Below are 18,454 nucleotides of genomic sequence, written 5' to 3' on the forward strand. Positions count from 1 at the left end.
GTTTTTTATGGCTCGTTACAGCGCAACCCGGGTATGCTCGCGAGCAGACAGCAAGCAGGCGTCAATCACCTTCATGTTGTGAATCGCATCATCGGGCTGGAACTGCAGCGGCGTCTTGTTCATAATGGCCCGGGCGAGCTGATCGGCCTGCAGGCTGTATGCGTTTACATGAGGAACCTCGATTTCGCTCCGCTCCCCGCGTACGGTCAAGTAGAAATTGCCGCTGCCCGGCGTCGGTGTAACGTAGGCTGAAGGCACCTCGATGATGCCGTCCGTGCCGAGGATTTCCAGCGGATTGCGCGACGCGGCCCACATGGCGCAGTCGAAGGTCAGTGCGACGGAGCCGTCAAATTCGATGAGGCCGGAGGCCATCATATCGACATCGTCATGCTCCGGCGAGAAAAAGGCGTTCACCGTGACGGCGATCGGTTCCTTGCCGAGCAGCAGCCGAGCCGCGTTGATCGGATAGCATCCGACGTCGTAGATCGAGCCACCGCCCCAATCCTTGCGGTAGCGGACGTTCGTTTTGTCGCCGGCGTTGTTAAAAGTAAAGGCGCTGCGGATGCCGCGGACTTCGCCGATTTGGCCCGAGTCGATAATCTGCTTGATCTTGTCGTAGCGGGGATGGTAACGGTACATGAAGGCTTCGGACAAGTACACGCCCGCTTTGGCGGCGGCTTCAGCCATTTCGGCTGCTTCGCTTTCGGTCAGGGCCAGCGGCTTCTCGCATAGAATATGCTTGCCGGCTTCCTCCGCGCGGATTGTCCACTCTTTATGAAGATGATTCGGCAAAGGAATGTATACGACGTCGATGGACGGATCCTCAAGCAGCGCCTCGTAGCTACCATAAGCGACCGGAATATTCAGGTCCGCCGCCGTCTGCTTTGCTTTCTCCTCGTTCCGGCTGGCGATGGCGGCGACTTCATTCAGCTCGGACTGCTGCACCCCGGGAATAACCGAGCGCTTGGCGATGCCCGCGCAGCCCAGGACGCCCCATTTCAATTTCTGGCTCATGTTCGTGTATCATCTCCTCAAGAAGCTTATTTATGATTATATTGCGATTATAAAAGATTGTATTTAAAATTAATATAATACGATTTTGCAATGCATTATAACAATATTGTCATTTGGGGTGAGGACAGGTGAAGCGGCAAAGCCATTTGCTGACCCTTCCGTCGATGCCGTTTTTCTGTTTTCCCGAATCGGTCGGCTTTTACCGGAACGATCCGGGTCACAGCGTATTCCGGGAGGCGGGGGCCTTGAACAATTTCAACATTCATTACGTGGCTGCAGGCAGAGGGTACGTGGAAGTGGAGGATGTGGTCTATGAGCTGGGGCCGGGAGAGGCGGTGCTATATTTTCCCATGCAGCGGCAGCGGTACTACAGCAGCGAGGAAGACCCATGGGATATCCGCTGGTTTCACTTCTACGGGAGCGGTCTGCAGGATTATTTGATCGAACGCGGTCTGCATCACAGCCTTCTTTGGACGATCCGCCAATCGGCTTCGTTTGAGCAGGCGCACGAAAATCTGCTGCAGGAGGCGGAAGAGCACCGGATGCTCCACCCGGTCCGCCTCTCGACACTGACTTACGCGCTGCTGGCCGAGTTTATCGAGCATGCCACCCCGTTGTCTCCGGTCAAATCGAACAATTCGGGCAGCCGGATCCTCGAGCTGCTTCCGGTCATGCAGCAGGAGGCGGTCAAGCCGTTCATCCTAGAGGATTGGGCGGGCAGACTTGGCATATCCACCTACTACTTCTGCAAGCTGTTCCGCAGCGTAACCGAGATGACGCCGATGGAGTTCATCACGCGCTGCCGCCTGCAGATGGCGAAGCAGTGGCTGCTCGAGCGAAAGAGTGCGACGATCGGGCAGATCGCCGAGGACGCAGGTTATCCAAGCGTGAGCTATTTCAACAAGCGTTTTATGGAGCATGAGGGGATGACGCCCTCGGCTTACCGGCGGTTATACGGAGGGGCGTAAGCGTAAGGGATTGTTCAGCGGTAATCCGCGGGGATCACATTTGTCCCATAATGGAGATCCTTCCTGCCACCTGACCGAAAACCACCGTTACTCCTAACAATTTTTAAAAAGTACAGTAAAAAAGCCGGTCCCTCGCAAGTTGAGGGACCGGCTTTTTTACTTTGATTTCAGTTATTCGCTGTCTTTTTACGGTTACTTCCCGTTCCTGTTCGCTGTTTCATGACCCTCCAGCTTCTCCATACCGGCGCTGGGCGCTGGACCGCTGGACCCCCGCTTCAGCAGTTTGGTGGGCAAAAGCAGTTCGGTATACGGATGCTCGGGATGATCCATCCGCCAGAACAGCTGCTCCACGGCCTTGCGCCCGTACAGCTTCAGGTCCACATCCATCGTTGTGATTTGGGGCGTGGACACCTGGGACAAATAGCCGTTGTCGAAGCTGACGACGGAGACGTCCTCCGGCACGCGGTAACCCGATTGCTGGAGGGCCGAATTCAGGTAAAAGCCGAGTCCGTCGTTGACGCAGAACCACGCTGTCGGCAGTTGTGGCAGCGTTTTTATTTTTTGCAAAATGTAATCCGTGTTCTCTACAGCATCCTTGATGACCCATGGCTCGTGGATCTCCAGTCCGAAGTCGTTCATCGCCAGAACGTATCCTTCCCAGCGCTCGTAATAACTTGGCGAAAACGAAGTGTTGGCCAACAGGCCGATTTTTCGATGTCCCAGCTCTGTCAAGTGACGGACGGCCTCATAAGCACTAAACCGGTTATTGGTTAAAATGCAGTCAGCATGGATAGAAGGGTGGTGATGGTCGATGAGGACCGTCGGTTTACCCATGTTTGTAATGGTATTGATATAGTCAGTTGTAATGTGAGACAGAATGAGGATGCCGTCCACGGATTGATTGAGCAGAAACGATGGGAGAGCCAGCTTATCAGCCGACTGTTTGCTGACCGATTGGATCAGAAGATTTTTTCCCCTGCGCACCGTTTCCCGTTCAATGCTCAAATAAATTTCACCAAAGAAACTTTTCATAGAAAAGGCAAAATCAGAAGCGATCAGCGCTATATTTCCGGTCTGTTCCAGCTCGCCGGAGCGGCGCTTACGACTTTGCGAATACACATATCCCATCCGGTGTGCCGTTTCGAGGATCAGCTTCCGCGTATCTTCGCTGACCCCGTCTTTTCCCGAAAGCGCCTGGGACACGGAATTCTTCGATATATTCAGCTGCTCCGCAATATCCTGCATGGTTACTTTATCCTTCATATGACACCTCAATCTTTGTTTTGCCTGCATAATTGGAGTTCTTTCTAAGAAACTTAAAAAGAAGCCTGCCTTTCAATAAATCACATTACGATAAATTGTAACGTTACAAGTTGTATAAGTAAAGAGCCTTTATATAAAAAGCTTATTTTGTCTTTAATAAAGTGTTGACAAGGATTTTGTAATGCACAATAATAGGGTTACACAAACGCTTACAAAATATTAAGTAATCTTAATTTGTAACGTTACAAAATAATGTTTCGAGTCTTTGGAATGATGGTTTCAATCTATCGAGACAATTTTTTGAGGAGGTCAACGATTCGATGAAAAGAAAAATGCTCGGACTTCTGGCTTTGGTGTTGGTGTTATCCTCCATGCTCGCCGCCTGCGGTTCCAAAAAGCAAAGCGCAACGTCGGCGGATGGTGTGACGACCATTGAGTTTTGGGCGGCAGCCAATCCGACGCAGCAAGCCTTCTGGGAGAAGATGGCCAAGGCGTACGAACAGACCAATTCCAAAGTGAAAATCAACGTCAGCGTCATCAAGGAATCTCCAAGCTCCGAGGCCAGCATTCAGGCTGCGATTGCCGGGGGAAGCGCTCCGACCATTTCGGAAAACATCAACCGCGGTTTTGCCGCCCAGCTTGCAAACAGCAAGGCGCTGGTGCCGCTTGATACACTAAGCGGATTTAACGATATCGTCACCACCCGTAATATGAAAAATACGATTGAACCATGGAAGTTCGCCGACGGGCATCAATACGTGCTTCCGATTTATTCCAATGCGATGCTGTTCGGCTGGCGCCTTGATCTGCTGAAGGAACTGGGGTACAACGAGCCGCCTAAAACGTACAGCGAAGCGCTTGAAGTGAATAAGAAGCTGAAAGCGAAATATCCGGACAAATACTTCTGGGCTAAAGCGGACCTCGCCGATCCGACGGCATGGAAGAGATGGTTTGACTTCTTCATGCTGTATAACGCGGCTTCCGGCGGCAACAAATTCATTGAAGGCAACAAGTTTGTCGGGGATGAGAAGGCGGGCGTCGAAACGCTGAAGTTTATTGACGATCTCCGCAAGGACAAGGGCATCCTGGCGCAAAACGTACAGGATCCGTTCGAGACCGGCACAAGCCTGTTTATAGACCTTGGTCCTTGGACCTTTACGAACTGGGCCGAGAAGTTCCCGGACATGAAATACAACCAGAACTATACGCTGAGCATGCCTCCGGTACCTGACGGCGTAGACCCGAAAGATTCCAAAACGTTTGCCGATACGAAGGGGCTTGTGATCTATGCATCGGCCACCAAGGAGCAGCAGCAGGCGGCGATGGATTTTGTGAAGTGGGTTTATTCGGATGCGAAAAACGACGCCCAGTGGTTTGATGAAACGAAGCTGCCGCCGGCTCGCGACGACCTGACCACCAACGAATCCTTCAAGGCGATTTTGGACAAAAACCCGGAACTGAAGCCTTATGCCGAAAATGTGCCGAATGCGGTGCCGCCAATGGATAATCCGAAATATAACGACCTTCAGACCTTTATTGGACAAGAAGCCTGGAATAAAGTCGTCCGCGGGGAGATCGATCCGGCAGCCGGATGGGCGAACATGAAGAAAGCCATTGAAGGGGAACTTCAATAAAAGGAGTCTTCTAAATGAAAGAAAACAATAACCGGTTGGGCTGGCTGTTCGCCAGTCCCTACCTGATTTACTCGCTCGTGTTTTTCCTGATTCCGCTCGTTTGGTCTTTTTATTTGTCTTTTACGAACTGGGATCTGATCGCTCCCGAATATGACTTTGTCGGCTTTGACAATTTTGCGAAGGCGCTTAAGTCGCCCGGCGTGCACGCCGCGTTCTGGGTGACATATAAATTCATGATGGTGTTTGTGCCGTTGGTGATCGTGCTGTCGCTCGTCGTTTCGGTTCTGGTGCACAGTCTTCCACGTTTGAAAAGCTTGTTTCTCATCGGCTTTTTCCTGCCGTACCTGTCTTCCGGCGTCGTATCGGCGCTGATTGTGAAAGGTTTGCTGTCTTTCAACAGCCCGGTCAACACGGCGCTGCGCAAAATCGGCATTAACATCGACTGGCTGGGGACTTCATGGTCGGCACTTCTGATCGTCGGCATGATTATGGCTTGGAAATTTACCGGGTACTACGCGCTCATTCTGACGTCGGGCCTGGAAAGCATAGATCACGAAGTATACGAGGCGGCTGCCATCGACGGAGTTACCGGCCGGCAGCGCTTCTGGAAAATTACGCTTCCGCTGCTGTACCCTGCGCTCTATACGACGCTGATTCTCGCTTTCGGCGTCACCTTCGGCATCTTCACCGAGGTATACCAGCTGACAGGCGGAGGTCCAAACAATGCCACCAATACGTGGCAGATGGAAATTTACAGCCAGGCGTTCAAAAATCTGCAGGCCGGTTATGCGTCTGCGGTGGCGCTGCTCGCCTCGGTAGCTACCTTTATTTCGATTTTTATCATCCGGAAACTGCTAGAAAAGTGGGGTGCGCGAAATGGTTGGGTCTAAACGCAGCCGCAAGTCCAGTCTGGCCATCCGCTATATCATCGCAGGAGTATTGCTGCTCGTGATGGTGTATCCGTATTTGTACATGGTGCTGAATTCGTTTGCCGACTGGACACAGGTGGATCGAAAGCTGATTCCGAGTTCGTATACGCTGAAGTCCTACACCTGGCTGTTTACGGGCGGGGAGACGGGAATCACGCGGCCCTGGCTGGGCGCTTTTGTAAACAGTATCATCGTATCTTTGCTGTCGACCTTCCTCATGATGTTGTTCGGGGTGATGGTCGCTTATGCCCTTTCGAAGCTGAAATGGCGCGGCAGGGATACCGTCAACAACTTCATTTTGTTCCATATGTTTTTTCCGGCCATCATTCTGCTGATTCCGAGCTTTCTCATTATTCAAAAGCTGGGCTGGTACGACACCTACTGGGCGCTGATCATTCCGAAAGGGGTCAGCCTGTGGGCGATCTTCATGTACACGAACTTCTTCAAGGCGGTGCCATCCGTATTTATTGAAGCGGCCAAGCTGGACGGAGCAAGGGATTTTCAAATTTTGTACAAAATCATGATGCCGATGTCCAAGTCCATCACCAGCGTCGTCTTCCTGTTCCTGCTGATGGAGCGTTGGACCGAGCTGCTGTGGGATATGATCATGGTCCGCAGCGACGGGATGCTGACGCTGAACGTTCTGCTTTCGCAGATGTTCGGTCCGTACGGATCGTATCCGGGTCCGCTGTACGCGGGATCGGTGCTGCTGTCCCTGCCGATCATCATCCTGTTCATCATTTTCGGCAAAAACTTCCAGAAGGGCATGCAGGTCAGCTTGAAATAAGCGCTGCGCGATAGGAAGGAGCGGATCTCCATGGGGGAGAAGACGGTGGCTGCAGAGACACCCTGGTGGAAAAGCAGCGTTTTTTATGAAATCTACATGCCAAGCTTTTGTGACGGAAACGGGGATGGCACCGGCGATTTCCAGGGATTGACCTCCAAGCTGGATTACTTGCAGGAACTTGGAGTCGGGGGCATCTGGCTGACTCCGTTTTATCCCTCGCCGCGCGTAGATAACGGCTATGACATCTCGGATTATTATGGGGTGGATCAGGTGTTCGGGACGCTGGATGACTTTGACCGTTTCGTCCGGGAAGCTCACCGCCGCGGCATTCGCGTGATTGCGGATCTGGTGCTGAATCATACATCCGCCGAGCATCCCTGGTTCATAGAGTCCCGGTCATCACGGACGAGTCCAAAGCGGGATTGGTATATCTGGAAGGATGCCGTGGACGGCGGCACACCGAACCATTGGGAGTCCTTTTTCGGAGGGACGGCATGGGAATGGGATGAGGCGACCGGACAGTATTATTACCATGCCTTCGCCAAAGAGCAGGTAGATCTCAACTGGGCGAATCCCGAGGTCAGGGAGGCTATGAAGGAAGTGATGTCGTTTTGGCTCGGCCGCGGGATTGACGGTTTCCGGCTGGACGTCATTAATTTCCTGAAGGTGTCCGGACAGTTTAAGGAAAACCCGGTCACGGCGGATGGCGAACAGGATCACCGGTTCGACCAAAATCAGGAGGGCATTGTGGAGGCCATCCGCGATATTTGCGAATTCGTACGGTCTCAGAACAAAGATGTATTTATGGTAGGCGAAGTCGGTTCCGAGGATATGGAGGTGCTGCGCCGCTACAGTGGCGGGGACCTGCTGGATGTGGTGTTTAATTTTAATCTGGGCAGCCGCAAGGAACTGAAGGTCCAGGAGATGTTTGCCGAGCTTGTTCGGATGGAGGAGCTTCATCGGCCGGAGCAGGTGCCGACGATTTTCTTCAGCAGCCATGACATGCCGCGGCATTATAGCCGCTTTTCCTCAGGAGACGATTCTCTGGACCTGTGCACCGCCAAGCTGATGGCGGCATTGATGCTGACCGCCAAAGGCGTTCCCTTCATTTATTACGGTGATGAAATCGGCATGCGGGACTTCGTGCCGGCGGACATCGGGCAAATGCGCGATATTCAGGGGTTGACCGCATATCGGATGGCAAAGAAATCGGGGATGCCAGAGGCCGATGCGCTTGCCGCCGCAATCCTCCGAAGCCGGGATCACTCCAGAACGCCGATGCAGTGGGACGGAAGCCGTTACGGCGGATTTTCACTTCACGGATCGTGGATACCCCTCGGCCCGTCGTCCCGGCAGGTTCACGTCCAGAAGCAGTGGGGGAGCAAACACTCACTGCTGGAATTTTACCGCTCCCTCATCCGGGTGCGTGGTAAGCATAAGGCTCTCCAAACCGGGAAGTACACCTTTTTGAAGCGGAAAGGGGAGTGTATTTACTACGGCCGTCAATCGGAGGAGGAAGAGATTTGGGTTGCGCTTAATTTCGGGAACCGACCGTGCGATTTGAACCATTTGGCTGCCGACGCGGCTTCGTACCGGTTACTGCTGACCAGCAAAGAAACGTCCGCGGATTCGAATCGCTGTCATTCACTGGTTATTGATCCCTTTGAGGCTGCGGTCTGGGCAACGAGCACGAACCATAACATGCAATGAATTTTACTTCGACCAGGTAGGGGGATCATCGTGTTAAACGTGAACAAAACGGAAGTAAAAACATGCCGTGTGCTGCTGGAACAGTACATGGCGGGGCGGGAGAGAACCGCTCCTGCTCACAAGGCGGAGAAGCTGGTTTTTGCCGGCGTCGGAGACCGGGATGTATACAACATCACGGCTCCGTTCGAGGATGATGGGCGGACCGTCATCGCGGGCCGGGTGGAATCCCGGGACAGTGAGCATTCCCAGGTCGTGTTCTTCGTGGAAAAAGACGGTGCCTGGGTGCCGCTTGAAGGAGCGCCGGTACTCGAACTGCAGGACCCGTTTCATACCCGGATCGGCGGAGAGCTGATCATGGGCGGAGTTCAGATTTACCCGCACCCGGAGAAAGAGGGAGCGCTCATGTGGCGCACGGCGATTTACCGGGGCGGCCGCATCGCGGATTTAAAGCTGTTTTTCACCGGTCCGGACGGTATGAAGGATCTGCGGCTCACCGGACTTCCGGACGGCGGGATCGGCGTGTTCACCCGCCCGCAAGGCGATAAAGGCGGGCGCGGCCAGATCGGTTATTTCCAGGCCGCATCACTGGACGACTTGACTGTACAGGCGATTGAGGAAGCCCCGCTCCTGGAAGGCCAGTTTATCCCCGAAGAATGGGGAGGGGCGAATGAAATCCACGTGCTGAGCAACGGCCTTCTCGGCGTGCTGGGACATACGGCCTGTTACGATGCCGAAGGCGATCGTCATTATTATCCCATGATTTTTGTACTCGATCCGCAGACGGCTGCGTTTTCCGATATGATGCTGATTGCGGTGCGGGCCGATTTTCTGCCGGGTCCTGCCAAGCGCGAAGACCTTCAGGACGTCGTATTCAGCGGCGGCATCCTGCGCCGGGGCGACGGAACGGCGGTGCTGTATGCAGGAACAAGCGATGCGGAGGCACAGCGTCTGATCATAGCCGATCCTTTTGCGAGATTCGAATCCTAGTTAATACAATGAAGGAGCTTGATCCGAATGAACATTTATCGATATCCTGAAAATCCTTTAATCACCCCTGGCGACGTCAAGCCTCACCGCGAGGGCTTTGAGGTGATCGGTGCATTTAATGCCGGCATCGCTGAGTATCAAGGGGAAACGCTGATGCTGCTGCGTGTGGCGGAGCGTCCGGTCAGCGGCGATCCGAACGTCGTCATCGCCCCTGTATTCAATGCGAATCGTGGTGATCTTGAACTGATTCCTTTTCGTAAAGACGATGACCGGTACGATTTTTCCGACCCGCGGGTGATCCGCAATAAATCCAAAAACGGCACGTTTGAGTATTTGACGTCCCTTTCCTATATCCGAATCGCCCGCAGCAGGGACGGCCACCACTTCACCGTAGACGATCAGCCGTTCATTTATCCGTCCAACGAACAGGAAGCGTTCGGCATCGAGGATCCGCGGGTCACGCAGATCGGCGATACTTACTACATTTATTTTTCCGTCGTGTCTCCCGTAGGGATCGGAGAATCGCTCGTGTCGACCACCGACTTTGTGACGACCCGGCATCACGGCATGATCTTTGGTCCGGACAATAAGGACGTGCTCATTTTCCCGGAAAAGATCAACGGCAAATACTACGCTCTCCATCGTCCGACTATGAAAAGCATCGGAAATCCGGAAATTTGGATCGCGGAATCCGACAATCTGCTCTATTGGGGCAATCATAAGCATCTGCTCGGCCTCCGGGACGGGATGTGGGACAGCGGCCGGATCGGCGGCGGCGCCGTGCCGTTCAAGACCGACAAAGGCTGGCTTGAGCTGTATCACGGAGCGACATCGGATCACCGCTACTGCATGGGTGCCGTGCTTCTCGATCTGAACGATCCGACGCGGGTGATCGCCCGTTCCGGGAAGCCGGTGATGGAGCCTGAGGCAGAATATGAAAAGCAGGGCTTTTTTGGGGACGTGGTGTTTTCCTGCGGCGCCGTCATTGACGGTGACACGGTGAAAATGTTCTATGGCGTTGCGGACACCTCCATGGCCTGTGCGGAGCTCAGCGTGAAGGAAATATTGGACAGCCTCGAATACCTCGAAGCCACAGTTTAGGATCGGGACATGGAACGCCAAAACAAATCATTGTTTTGGCGTTCTATTACATCAGGCCCGGACGAGCCGGTTCGGCTTGCAGCAAGGGCGAAGTGAGGGGAACAGCATGATCATCAAAGACCATTGGAAGCTGCGGGATTTCAGGGAAGGGGAGGCGAAGGATCTTGAAGTGGCGTCGCCGCTGTATGACGATTACTTTTGGATGTCGGCGGAGGTGCCGGGCGACGTCCATACGACACTGATGCACCACGGACTGATCGACGATCCGTTCTATGGGCAAAACGACCAGAAGTGCCGGTGGGTGGAGGAGCGGATCTGGTGGTACCGGACCGTTTTTACACTGGACGAGGCACCGCGGCCGGACGACAAAATGCTGCTGGTGTTCGAAGGGCTGGACACCTTTGCGACCGTGTATTTGAACGGTGCGGAGCTTGGTTCGACGGACAACATGTTTATCAGCCATACGTTCGAAGTCAGCCGCGAGCTGAAGCCGGGCAAAAATGTCATCGCCGTCAAATTTGACCCGGTCCATGCGAAAGTGGGCGGGAAGGCCGTCTCCACGTTCTGGTCCGGTTTTAGCAAGGAACGGGTCTGGACCCGTAAAAACCAAAGCCATTTCGGCTGGGATTGGGGACCACGGCTCCTGTGCGCGGGAATCTGGAAGGAAGTCCGGCTCGAGAAATACGATGCTGTCAGAATAGAGCATGTCTATGCTCGGACAGCGGAGGTTGGCGAGATGGAGGCGCTGGTTGATATTTCGGTGGAATTGACTTCATGGGACCGCCGGAAAACTTACAGTGTCCTTGTTCAGCTGCTCGACGGGGAGAGCGGGGAGGTGACGGCTGCAGAAACGTTGGAGATAAGCGGAACCGCCGGCAGCGGGCTGTCCGGATTGGCCGGCGGCATGAGCCTTGCGGGCGGAACGAAACTTCGCGTATCGAAGCCCAAGCTGTGGTGGACCCATGATCTCGGCACGCCCCATTTATATGAGCTGCGGATTTCGGTGCGCGCGGACGGGATCACCATGGACAAGCGCAGCCAGAAGCTGGGGATTCGCACGCTGGAGCTGAAGCAGCGGGATGCCGATGGAAAACCTGCTTTTACTTTTATGCTGAACGGCGTTCGTGTCTTTGCCAAAGGAGCCAACTGGATCCCGATCGACAGCTTTATCGGCGCGGTGCCGGATGCCCGTTATTCCCGCCTGATTGACATGGCGAAGGCAGCGAACATGAATATGCTCCGGGTCTGGGGAGGGGGTATTTACGAGCGGGATATTTTCTATGATGAGTGTGACCGCCTGGGAATTTTGGTATGGCAGGACTTTATGTTTGCCTGTGCCCTGTATCCCGACTATAACCGCAATTTTATGGACAACGTCGCGAAAGAAGTGCAGCAGGTCGTCAAGCGGCTGCGCAGCCGGACATGCCTGGCCCTGTGGTGCGGCAATAACGAAAATGACTGGCTGTATGAGGCGCTGCATGCGAGCGGAGACATCCCGCATCCTTTTTACGGCGAGAAAATCAATCATGAACTGATGCCTGCGCTTCTGGAGCAGCTGGATCCTTCCCGGACATTCTGGCCGAGCTCTCCTTACGGAGGGAACGACCATAATTCCCGTGAGGAAGGGGACACGCATAACTGGCAGGTCTGGCACGGCAACATCGAGCCGAGGGTATTCGGCGAGCCCCAGCTTCAGGACTACAGCGTGGAAGGGTTGTCGTTCAAGAAATTCAAGGAGGACCGCACGAAGTTCGCCAGCGAGTTCGGCATGCATGCTTCCGCCAATTTGTACACGCTGCACCGGAACGTGCCGCAGACGGAGCTGATGCTTGGCAGTGCGGAAATGATGAACCGCAACAAGGATATCAATCATCTCAAGGGCGTTATGCTGATGGAGGGATATACCGGGATTCCGGGCAACTTGGAGGAATACATCGATTTTTCCATGCTGACACAGGCCGAAGGCCTCAAATATGGCATCGAGCATTACCGAAGAAACAAGCCGGAGACGAGCGGGGCGTTGTTCTGGCAGTTCAACGACTGTTGGCCCGGCACCAGCTGGTCCGTCATCGACTATTACGGTCTGCCGAAAGCGGCTTACCATTACGCCCGCAAATTTTATCATCCGCTGGTGTTGACGGCAGAGTATACGCCCGGGGATGCGGAACTCGTGCTGTGGGGCGTGAACGATACACGGGAATCCGTTTCCAGGACGGCGGAGCTGGTTGTCTACGGCATGGACGGCCGTCAGGTATATGTCCGGACGTTCGCTGCAGAGATTGAGGCATGCGGGAAACAGCGCATCGCAGTGGTGAAGCTGGACGACCTGCTTCAAGGTCTCGACGCCGCTGAAGCGGTCTGCGTTGTACGCTGGATGGACGGCTGCGGTGAAGACAACTTTTATTATTTTTGCGACCATAAAGATATGAACTTCCGGCCCGTTAACCTGAACGTTCAGGTGAACCCCGAGGAACGGAGCGTAACAGTATCCTCCGACTATGCCGCCCGAATGGTTAGGCTTGAGATGGACGAAGCCTGGCTGGATTGGGAGGACAATTATTTCGACCTGCTGCCGGGACAGACGCGAGTCATCCATGTCGGACAGAAGGAAGGCAAGGGGATTCCGTGGAATACATTGAAGGTATCGGCATTAAACGGTGCGTCGGTCGCGATGAATGGACGGCAGCCGGTTACGGAATGAGGAAGGGGAGAATTGGCGATGAGAGCGGCAGTGCTTGTGGACCAGGAAGTAATGGATGTTAAGGAACAGAAGACCCCGGAGGCCGGCACAGGCGAGGTGCTGATTCGGGTGCGCAGCTGCGGCATTTGCGGAACGGACCAGCACATTTACCACGGCCATCCGGGTTCGGCGGAAGTGCACCCGCCGATCATACTCGGGCATGAGTTGTCCGGCGAGGTGGTGGCGGTCGGGCAGGGCGTAAGCAGCTTAAAGGAAGGGGACCGGGTTTCGGTCGATCCGAATATATACTGCGGAAGCTGCGAATACTGCCGCAGCGGCAGACTTCACTTGTGCGACCGGCTGCAGGCGGTCGGTGTAACGCGGGACGGCGGCATGGCCGAATGCTGCCTCGTGCCAGCGGAAAATTGTTACATCATCCCGGACGCGATGAGCTATGAAGAAGCGGCCCTGCTTGAACCGCTCGGCTGCGTGCTGCACGGGTTCCGCAAGCTCGATATCCGGCCGCAGCATCAGGTGCTGATCATCGGCGGCGGATTTATCGGGCAGATCTTTCTGCAGCTCGTTCGCGAGCGCGGTGTTTCGCGGATTACGGTCAGCGAACCGGCATCCTACAAGCATGAGTCGCTGCGCGGCTTGGGGGCGGATGCGGTCGTATCACCTCTCGATCCGGACACCGCGGACGTGCTGGCTTCCAGTGCCGATGTCGTGATCGAATGCGTCGGCCGGACGGATTCCGTACAGACGGCCGTTCGTGCCGCCCGCAAGGGAGGGCAGGTGCTGCTGTTTGGCGTGGCCGCTCCGGATGCGGAGGCCGCCATCCGTCCTTTCGACATTTTTTCGAAGGAGCTGCGGATCATGGGTTCGTTCATCAACCCGTTTACCCACACGGATGCGATCCAGCTGGTATCCCGCGGCAAGGTCCGGCTCGCGCCTCTCATCAGCCACCGCTTCACACTGGAGCAGCTGCCGGATGCGATGCGGAATTACCCTCAGCTGGGGGTCAGCAAAGGCATCGTTCAAATCTAAAAGGTGAAAGCGGGTTAGCCGGAATAGACACTGATAGAATCGGTGTCTATTTTTCCATTTTTGGGTAATCTATGATTGTTATCGCCCAAAATTGATTTATTGACTGAAAAAAGAAAGATTACCAGCTTTGACCAAGCATTTTTGGTCATTTTTTCACGAACTAACATAATTGACCGTCCGTTAATTTAACTATATACTTCTTATAATATAAAGATTAGCGAAGGAGGAAATCGGATTGGAAGACAGATCCATGACCGTAAAGATTGAGATAGATACGCTGGTAACGATGCTGAAAATGGCCTTCTCCTTTGAGAATTGGGATAACATGATTAAAATTTCTACAGAACTTTATGAGTCCGCTTACGAGATGTATGTCGAACAAAAGGAACGGAATCGCCGGCTTCAGGTTACGGAACGCCCGATCGTCTATTATTTCGGGTACAGCCATCTCATGAAGGGGCTTGCCTACCAAAAGAAGAAAATGTACCAAGAGGCTAAACAGTGCATAGCCAACTATGAAGATCTAAGCTACATGTCTGACGGTTCTCCTGCCAACAATCAGGCTGTCGAAAACTTCCGTTTTTTCGCAAGAGCCAATATGTTTACGCTTAACATTCTTTCAGGGAATTTGGACTGCCTGGAGGATTATTCAGCGTTTATACAGGAAAATCCATCCGAAACTCTCCCTGGACTAATCACGATTTTAGAGGCAGCAAATATACATAACTATGACGTCGATCATATCCTGGATATTCTTGTCGTCGAAGATTCGCAGCTCATTCCGATTGACCAAAATCCCGTAGATCTCTCCTATTATATTTCTTTTTTGTATTTGCTGGCGGTTTATAGATTTAAAAAAGAAAATCACGCAGAAGCGCTCGATAGGACTTTACAAGCTTTGACATTATCTGATAAACTTGAAGATGACAAAATTTTCAAAAAATGCGTCGCCTTATTCGAATCTTTCAGATCTTATGCTTCACAGTCTCAACTAGAATCGTACTCGTCTATCCAAAAAAACATTCTCAAAGGAGCGATTGAAGATGAAGAAGGTATTGTTTTCGACGGTAGTAGCATTAGGACTATTTAGTGTTAGTCTGCTGACGGCATCCGCCTTTACGACGCTGAACCACGGTGCCAACTATGATACGGCCAACCATGGAGCCAACTATTCGATCCAGAACCACGGTGCAAACTATTAATCGGTTTTGCTAGCGGAGGTTAAGATACTTTATAGACGATTTAGAAGAACAGCCCGACAGCTTGTTGGGCTGTTTTTTTGTTTCCCCTATGCCTGTTTGTGTCGAATGTGGCCTCCGAGCTATTGAACCATGGAGGGGCATCGAATGCAGACGGCCTGATGGCTTGATGGTCTTATGCTTCTGTTTGAATTGACGTTTGTTGTTATATCTTGTCATTTGTATTTATAATGAAGGAAAACGGTTGGAGGTTACTATGTTTGCAACCCAGCGAAGAGAAAAAATACTGGAGGCGCTTCAGCGCGATAAGCAAATTGTGGTGAAGCAGCTGGCTCGCGAGCTGCAGGTGTCTGAGGGGACCCTGCGGACGGATTTGCGGATGCTGGAAGAAGAGGGCGTCCTGGAGCGTACTCACGGCGGAGCGGTTCCGGCGAGGACCAAGCCGGTGCCGGCCGAGCCCCGGTATCCGAGCCGCAGCGAGCTGAACTACGAGGAGAAGCGGGCGATCGGGACAAAGGCTGCCGAACTCGTAACCCGGGGCCAATGCATTATTCTGGATGCCAGCTCCAGCGTGCTGGAGCTGGCGAAGGCGCTGGTGGAGCATGATTATCTCACCGTCGTAACGAATGGACTGGAGGCTGCCACCATCCTGAACCAGAATCCGCGGATCAACGTCATTTTGATCGGCGGGATCCTCCGCTCCGGCTCCAAAACGATCGAGGGGGTTCTGGGAAAAAGCATTTTGGAAGGGATTCATTCCGACCTGTTCTTTACTTCTGCGGAGGGGCTGAGCGTCAGGGAGGGCATGACCGATTTCAGCCTGTACGAGGCGGAGCTGAAGAAGCTGATGATTGCAAGCTCGAGCAAAACGGTTGCGCTGGTGGACCACACCAAGCTGGGCCGGCGGTCGATCGCCACATCCGCCAAAATGGAGGACATCGACGTGCTCATCACCGATGAAGGGGCAGACCCGGAGTTTCTGCGTCAGCTGGGTACGACGGAAGTGTTGATCGCTCCCTATTTATAATACGGCGGTCCGTGATCGTGTTTATATCGTCATTTATTGCCATTTAAAAACGTTCATAAAAGCAAACAATCGTTGACAAACGCTGACAATCACAGGGAGAATGAACATATAAGAACACGGCGGGAGGATCTAAAAATGAGTTTTGAGACGGTGGACGGTTTTATTATTGATTTGGACGGGACGGTATACCGGGGGGCGCAAGCCATTCCGGGGGCCAAGGAGAGCATTGCGCTGCTCCGATCGCAGGGCAAACGGATGGTTTTCCTCAGCAACCGGGGGAACATTTCACGGGCGATGTGCCATCAGAAGCTGCTTTCCATGGGTATCGACGTGCCTGCGGAAGAGATCCTGCTTACTTCCACGGTAACAGCCCGGTACCTTCAGCAGCACCACCCTGGAAGCCAGGCTTGGGTGCTGGGGCCGGACGGACTGCGGGATGAACTGGTACTGGCCGGCATCGGGCTGGCTGAGAAACCCGAGAATGCCGACTGGCTCGTCATCACGCTGCACGAGGAGCTGACTTATGCGGAGCTGAATCAGGCGTTCCGGGCCGTGCGGAACGGCGCCCGCATCATCGCGACCAATGACGATAAATCGTTCCCAGGGGATGACGGGGAATGCATCGACGTCGGCGGCATGATCGCTGCCATCGTTGCCACGGCGGGCCAAGAGGTCGAAGTGGTCATCGGCAAACCGTCGGCATTGATGGCCGAAGCGGCTTTACAAGTGCTCGGACTGCCGCCGCAGCAGTGCTTGGTGATCGGGGACAGCCTGGGCTCGGACATCCAGCTCGGCCGCCGGGCAGGCATCCGCACCGCGCTGGTGCTGAGCGGAACGGCAACAAGGCGGGATGCGGAGACGGCCGCAGAAGGCCCGGACATGGTCTGGGAGTCGCTGGCCGAGCTTCAGCATCTCTTGAAGGGAAAGGAAGGAATCAAATGACGGATTGGTTGAAGGATATCAGGGAAGCGGCGGGACGTATGGATGACGCGGATGAGCGGCTCGCCGACATTTGTCCGGTCGTGCTGGAAAGCGGTGCGATCCGGAAGGTGGGCGCATTTTTACAAGACCAGGATTACCGCCGCGTAATCGTCACGGCTGACAAGAATACTTTTGCAGCCGCCGGCGAACAGCTGATGGAATCCGTTACGGAAGCGGGGGTTAACGCAAGCGTTACGTTCATTTCCCCCGATGAGCAGGGCGATGTCATCGCCGACGAGCGGTCAATTGTGCAGCTGCTGCTTGACGTGAAATCCACTAAGGCGGATGCGGTGGTTGCGCTCGGATCAGGAACGCTGCACGACGTATCCAGATTTGCCGCATACTCGGCAGGTATCCCGTTTGTATCCGTGCCGACCGCCCCATCGGTGGACGGATTTAATTCCAAGGGAGCGCCGCTCATTATCCGCGGCGAGAAAATTACGATTCAATCGATCGGCCCGGCGGCGATTTTCGCCGACCTGGATATTTTGACGGCTGCGCCGCGGACGATGGTCGCCGCCGGCTTCGGGGACATGCTGGGCAAATGCACGTCGCTGTTCGATTGGAAATTCGGGAGTCTGACGGCGGATGAGCCTTATTACGAAATTGTGGCGGAGATGACGACCAAAGCGCTGCAGCAGTGTGTGGATCACATCGACGCGATCGCGGACCGTACGCCGGAAGGAATCCGGGTGCTGACGCAGGCGCTGATCGAGTCCGGTTTTGCCATGCTGCTGTTCGGCCAGTCGCACCCGGCTTCCGGAGCGGAGCACCATTTGTCCCATTATTGGGAAATGGCGTTTTTACGTGAAGGCAGAAGGGCGGTACTGCATGGGGCCAAGGTCGGCGTCGCCTGTGCGGAAATTTCGCAGCTGTACCACCGGCTGGACGCGGAAAATTCCCTGCCGGTAGCTGAGGAGCAGTTGGAGCGCGTCCGCACGGAACTGGCCAAGGTGCCGTCACCTGAGACGCTGCGGGCCTGGCTGCGCAAGGTTGGCGGTCCCGCTTCCATTCAGGAGCTGGACATCGATCCGGAGCTGCTGAAGCGAAGCCTCGCGGAGGCCGACCAGATCCGTCCGAACCGCCATACCCTGCTGCGGGCGGTGAATGATCAGCGGCGAAAGTGA

15 protein-coding genes are annotated in these 18,454 nt (G+C 54.2%); 13 read left to right on the forward strand and 2 right to left on the reverse strand.

What is annotated here, in order from left to right; all coding sequences use genetic code 11:
- Positions 1-15: 15 nt before the first annotated feature.
- The gene (locus ABID47_RS03700) at positions 16-1,014 is read right to left on the reverse strand and encodes a Gfo/Idh/MocA family protein (protein WP_354494950.1); all 999 of its coding nucleotides are present in this window, start codon (positions 1,012-1,014) and stop codon (positions 16-18) included.
- A gap of 128 nt (positions 1,015-1,142) precedes the next feature.
- Between ABID47_RS03700 and ABID47_RS03705 the strand changes: the two genes are divergently transcribed.
- Positions 1,143-1,982 carry a helix-turn-helix transcriptional regulator gene (locus ABID47_RS03705; RefSeq protein WP_089547970.1) on the forward strand — a complete coding sequence of 280 codons (840 nt, stop codon included), beginning with the start codon at positions 1,143-1,145 and terminating at the stop codon, positions 1,980-1,982.
- Positions 1,983-2,174: 192 nt separating this feature from the next.
- Here ABID47_RS03705 and ABID47_RS03710 read toward each other — a convergent pair whose 3' ends face one another.
- Complete coding sequence (locus ABID47_RS03710) at positions 2,175-3,245, reverse strand: LacI family DNA-binding transcriptional regulator (protein ID WP_354494951.1); 1,071 nt, start codon at positions 3,243-3,245, stop codon at positions 2,175-2,177.
- 320 nt (positions 3,246-3,565) lie between these two features.
- Here ABID47_RS03710 and ABID47_RS03715 point away from each other — a divergent pair, with 320 nt between their 5' ends.
- The 12 genes from ABID47_RS03715 to ABID47_RS03770 all read left to right on the forward strand — a co-directional run bounded on the left by ABID47_RS03715 (position 3,566) and on the right by ABID47_RS03770 (position 18,454).
- Positions 3,566-4,879: an ABC transporter substrate-binding protein gene (locus ABID47_RS03715; protein WP_354494952.1), complete on the forward strand. Its 1,314-nt coding sequence runs from the start codon at positions 3,566-3,568 to the stop codon at positions 4,877-4,879.
- Between the two features lie 14 nt (positions 4,880-4,893).
- The gene (locus ABID47_RS03720; protein ID WP_076171042.1) at positions 4,894-5,769 is read left to right on the forward strand and encodes a carbohydrate ABC transporter permease; all 876 of its coding nucleotides are present in this window, start codon (positions 4,894-4,896) and stop codon (positions 5,767-5,769) included.
- Positions 5,756-6,595: a carbohydrate ABC transporter permease gene (locus ABID47_RS03725; protein ID WP_354494953.1), complete on the forward strand. Its 840-nt coding sequence runs from the start codon at positions 5,756-5,758 to the stop codon at positions 6,593-6,595. The genes ABID47_RS03720 and ABID47_RS03725 overlap by 14 nt, the downstream gene beginning before the upstream one ends.
- Positions 6,596-6,625: 30 nt before the next feature.
- Positions 6,626-8,305: an alpha-glucosidase gene (locus tag ABID47_RS03730; RefSeq protein ID WP_354494954.1), complete on the forward strand. Its 1,680-nt coding sequence runs from the start codon at positions 6,626-6,628 to the stop codon at positions 8,303-8,305.
- A gap of 87 nt (positions 8,306-8,392) precedes the next feature.
- The gene (locus tag ABID47_RS03735; RefSeq protein ID WP_354495706.1) at positions 8,393-9,292 is read left to right on the forward strand and encodes an MTP-1 family protein; all 900 of its coding nucleotides are present in this window, start codon (positions 8,393-8,395) and stop codon (positions 9,290-9,292) included.
- 27 nt (positions 9,293-9,319) lie between these two features.
- The gene (locus tag ABID47_RS03740) at positions 9,320-10,393 is read left to right on the forward strand and encodes a BtaManbiosPhlase (RefSeq protein WP_354494955.1); all 1,074 of its coding nucleotides are present in this window, start codon (positions 9,320-9,322) and stop codon (positions 10,391-10,393) included.
- A gap of 106 nt (positions 10,394-10,499) precedes the next feature.
- Positions 10,500-13,094, forward strand: a complete 2,595-nt coding sequence (locus tag ABID47_RS03745; protein WP_354494956.1) for a beta-mannosidase — start codon at positions 10,500-10,502, stop codon at positions 13,092-13,094.
- An 18-nt stretch (positions 13,095-13,112) separates the two neighbouring features.
- The gene (locus tag ABID47_RS03750; RefSeq protein ID WP_354494957.1) at positions 13,113-14,120 is read left to right on the forward strand and encodes a zinc-dependent alcohol dehydrogenase family protein; all 1,008 of its coding nucleotides are present in this window, start codon (positions 13,113-13,115) and stop codon (positions 14,118-14,120) included.
- A 235-nt stretch (positions 14,121-14,355) separates the two neighbouring features.
- Positions 14,356-15,210 carry a hypothetical protein gene (locus tag ABID47_RS03755; protein WP_076171054.1) on the forward strand — a complete coding sequence of 285 codons (855 nt, stop codon included), beginning with the start codon at positions 14,356-14,358 and terminating at the stop codon, positions 15,208-15,210.
- Positions 15,211-15,575: 365 nt separating this feature from the next.
- Positions 15,576-16,346 carry a DeoR/GlpR family DNA-binding transcription regulator gene (locus ABID47_RS03760; protein WP_089547963.1) on the forward strand — a complete coding sequence of 257 codons (771 nt, stop codon included), beginning with the start codon at positions 15,576-15,578 and terminating at the stop codon, positions 16,344-16,346.
- 135 nt (positions 16,347-16,481) lie between these two features.
- Entirely contained in the window at positions 16,482-17,288 is an 807-nt protein-coding gene (locus ABID47_RS03765; protein WP_354494958.1) for an HAD-IIA family hydrolase, read from the forward strand.
- Positions 17,285-18,454, forward strand: coding sequence for a sn-glycerol-1-phosphate dehydrogenase (locus ABID47_RS03770; protein WP_354494959.1), 1,170 nt, complete (start codon positions 17,285-17,287; stop codon positions 18,452-18,454). Before ABID47_RS03765 ends, ABID47_RS03770 begins: the two co-directional genes overlap by 4 nt.

This window comes from Paenibacillus favisporus (assembly GCF_040545415.1).
In the GTDB taxonomy this organism is placed as follows: Bacteria; Bacillota; Bacilli; order Paenibacillales; family Paenibacillaceae; genus Paenibacillus_AQ; species Paenibacillus_AQ favisporus.